An 872-nucleotide genomic window follows, 5' to 3' on the forward strand; every position below is an offset into this window, starting at 1 on the left:
TGGGATTATAGCTCAGCTGGGAGAGCACCTGCCTTACAAGCAGGGGGTCACAGGTTCGAGCCCTGTTAATCCCACCATTTGCGGCCTGGTAGTTCAGCTGGTTAGAATGCCAGCCTGTCACGCTGGAGGTCGAGGGTTCGAGTCCCTTCCAGGTCGCCAAAATAAATTTAAAATGCTGGTGTGGCTCAATTGGCAGAGCAGCTGACTTGTAATCAGCAGGTTGTAGGTTCGATTCCTATCACCAGCTCCAAAAGAATATGGAGGATTTCCCGAGTGGCCAAAGGGGGCAGACTGTAAATCTGTTAGCATCGCTTTCGGTGGTTCGAATCCACCATCCTCCACCAAAAAAAGTATACGCGGATGTGGCGGAATTGGCAGACGCACCAGACTTAGGATCTGGCGCCTACGGCGTGGGGGTTCGACTCCCTTCATCCGCACCACTTTTATTTAAATGCGGGAATAGTTCAGTGGTAGAGCGCAACCTTGCCAAGGTTGAAGTCGCGAGTTCGAATCTCGTTTCCCGCTCCATTATATCTGTGGGTGCATAGCTCAGCTGGATAGAGCAACGCCCTTCTAAGGCGTGTGTCCGGGGTTCGAATCCCTGTGCGCTCACCATACTGGGGATTCGCCAAGTCGGTAAGGCACATGACTTTGACTCATGTATGCGTAGGTTCGAGTCCTGCATCCCCAGCCAACTTAATATGATCCATTAGCTCAGTCGGTAGAGCACCTGACTTTTAATCAGGGTGTCCCGCGTTCGAGTCGCGGATGGATCACCAAGTGGAGAGGTGTCCGAGTGGTTTAAGGAGCTGGTCTTGAAAACCAGTGATGCTTAACGGCACCGTGGGTTCGAATCCCACCCTCTCCGCCAA

Annotated in this window: 10 tRNA genes; all 10 read left to right on the plus strand. The window is 52.5% G+C overall.

The features are described 5' to 3' along the window. The first annotated feature begins 1 nt into the window (after position 1). The 10 genes from BUB34_RS12625 (at position 2) to BUB34_RS12670 (ending at position 871) form a co-directional block, all read left to right on the plus strand. Positions 2 to 77: transfer RNA gene (locus BUB34_RS12625), tRNA-Val, on the plus strand. Positions 78 to 82: 5 nt separating this feature from the next. Further along, positions 83 to 159, plus strand: a tRNA-Asp gene (locus BUB34_RS12630). Positions 160 to 174: 15 nt separating this feature from the next. Next, positions 175 to 250: transfer RNA gene (locus tag BUB34_RS12635), tRNA-Thr, on the plus strand. A 9-nt stretch (positions 251 to 259) separates the two neighbouring features. Beyond that, positions 260 to 344, plus strand: a tRNA-Tyr gene (locus BUB34_RS12640). A gap of 12 nt (positions 345 to 356) precedes the next feature. Further along, positions 357 to 440 (plus strand) — tRNA-Leu (locus BUB34_RS12645). Positions 441 to 453: 13 nt separating this feature from the next. Beyond that, positions 454 to 528, plus strand: a tRNA-Gly gene (locus tag BUB34_RS12650). Between the two features lie 10 nt (positions 529 to 538). After that, positions 539 to 615: transfer RNA gene (locus BUB34_RS12655), tRNA-Arg, on the plus strand. A gap of 3 nt (positions 616 to 618) precedes the next feature. Then, positions 619 to 694 (plus strand) — tRNA-Gln (locus BUB34_RS12660). A 9-nt stretch (positions 695 to 703) separates the two neighbouring features. Next, positions 704 to 779: transfer RNA gene (locus tag BUB34_RS12665), tRNA-Lys, on the plus strand. A 3-nt stretch (positions 780 to 782) separates the two neighbouring features. Continuing rightward, positions 783 to 871 (plus strand) — tRNA-Ser (locus BUB34_RS12670). Position 872 lies beyond the last annotated feature (1 nt).

Source organism: Asaccharospora irregularis DSM 2635 (genome assembly GCF_900129815.1).
Taxonomy (GTDB): domain Bacteria; phylum Bacillota; class Clostridia; order Peptostreptococcales; family Peptostreptococcaceae; genus Asaccharospora; species Asaccharospora irregularis.